Origin of the sequence: Ilyobacter sp., from assembly GCF_041583315.1 — a bacterium.
Classification (GTDB): domain Bacteria; phylum Fusobacteriota; class Fusobacteriia; order Fusobacteriales; family Fusobacteriaceae; genus Ilyobacter.
On sequence record NZ_JBFHGC010000527.1, the window covers coordinates 1 to 1991 of the forward strand.

General features: G+C 36.2%; 2 protein-coding genes. Both read right to left on the reverse strand.

Features of this window, described 5'->3' with window-relative positions; all coding sequences use genetic code 11:
• The coding region (locus ABZA26_RS13805) for a recombinase RecT (protein WP_372715073.1) at window positions 1-669 on the reverse strand (669 nt) is incomplete at its 3' end.
• A gap of 12 nt (window positions 670-681) precedes the next feature.
• Window positions 682-1788 (reverse strand): YqaJ viral recombinase family protein, encoded by a 1107-nt coding sequence (locus ABZA26_RS13810; protein WP_372715074.1) that lies wholly within the window; start codon window positions 1786-1788, stop codon window positions 682-684.
• Between the last annotated feature and the right edge of the window lie 203 nt (window positions 1789-1991).

Here is a 1991-nt window from a genome sequence, read left to right on the forward strand (position 1 = left end):
CATAAGTTGCTTTACTACTGTTTTATGTGCCATGGCTTCAAAATGCTGCTTCCATACATTACTTTGATAACTTCCTTTTCTATGTTTCTTCTCATGCTCAACTACATCATCATAGGACATAAAATGAAACTGCTTAGATCCATCTTTCAGCTCTGCCACCGAATAGAATCCAATCATATTTCCTCTGTCTCTAAATACAGGCTTGTGATTAAGGGTACAGTCCAGACCATAACCTATTTCAAACTCATCATTTTCATACACAGTATGAACTCTTATGTTTGATAATTGCTTTGATCTTCTTAGAAGCTCAAGCATCCCCTTATACCCTATTTGAAATTGACATTCCATCTGTCCTTTTACTGAAAATGGGATTAAGTAAGCTTGTCCTAATACTCCTCCTGGTTCTAACCCAAGCTGAGAGGAAGTCATAAGAGCACCTAGTAAACTCTCTCTACTACATTCTGCTAACTTAGGATTTTGTCTAATGCATGTAAGAGCTATTCTTACAAATCTTTCTGTGTCTATATGCTTTGGTAGTGCCATGGCAAACTGACTTTTCATTTTGTCACTTGAAATTAGATCATATATGCTATTGCTTTTCTTTTTGGTTACAGATCTGTTAGTTGTAGCCTTTTGTAGAATGTCATTTTTAGCTATTTTTTCTGCCATTTGTAATTCCTCCTAAGATAATTTTATATATTGTTTTTTAGTTTTTTCTACCAAATATTGTTCATATAGTTCTGGGTTATCAGATCGAAACTTTTTACTATCAAAACCTTTATATGCTCCTCCTATTATGCTAAATTTATGACCTGCCCATGTCCCTCTTTTGGACCCTCTGTCTATGGCTTCTCTAAATACTTCCTGTTTGATTTTTTCTATCTTTATTTCGATCTCTTTTCTCTTTTCCAGGAGCTCCTCATAAGTTTCTGCTTTATCTGTGGCTGCTTCTACTTCTACTTTTTCTCCTTTGTCTTCAGCATAATCAGCCAGAAACTGAAGATGCTCAGTATAAGAAGAACTGCCGTCTGGATCTGGAACTATATTATGGATAACATGATCTTCCCAGAAAACCCTTCCCTCTTTCCTTAGATAACTTATAGTTTCTTCACATCTTTCAATTTTAAATTGCCTATAATGTTGTCCTCCTACTAAGCAACATATATAAGCATATTTAAGGCCTGTTATACCAAGATACCAAAGAACCTGGCACAGATAGTTCCTAGGACAACTTTCGCCTTCCCATTTATCCTTGTTATAGAGAGTTGTGGTCTTGATCTCCAGTATTCCTACCTCTCCTTTTTCATTTACTAGATATCTGTCTACATTGGCTATTTCCCAAGGATTTGCTTTTACTGTTACTGGCAGATCTACAACAGTATATTCTTTGTTTTTTTTCTGAAAAATATCAGCTATCACAGGTTCCAGGATATGTCCCATTTGAACTGCTTCAGACTCCCTTATTTTCTTTTGTTTCTCCTCATATTGCTGCTTCAGAACTGCGTTGTTTCGTGCGGTTTTTGAAATGAAAACATCTATTTTTGATGCATAATCATTAAGTCCAATTACAGCAGCGATATCACTTCCACCCAGTCCACCTTCTCTGATTTCCAACCATTCTTCTTTGTTTTCAGGTCTTAATATTTGTTTGTCTTCAAGGGCCTTTTCTACAATAGTCTCAGGGCTTTTTTCAAGTTCTTTATAAGCTTTTAGCAATTCTGCCTTGTTGAGTTTCCAAAGACCTTTAACTTTTCCCTTGAGCATTTCTCGTAAATCTTTAACAGTCATTAGGTGACCTCCCATTTTAAGTTTTTGATAAGTACCCTCTATCCCGTAGAGGGACCTAAAAAAACTAAAAATCCCCATAATATTTAATCTTCCTCTTCTTTCTCAACTTCAATAGACCAACTATCTCCATAAGCTTGGTTTTTATCCAGTTCCTGGCCACAATCACACCTCCAAAGCTCCTCATAAGGCTCTGTCCAACCGTC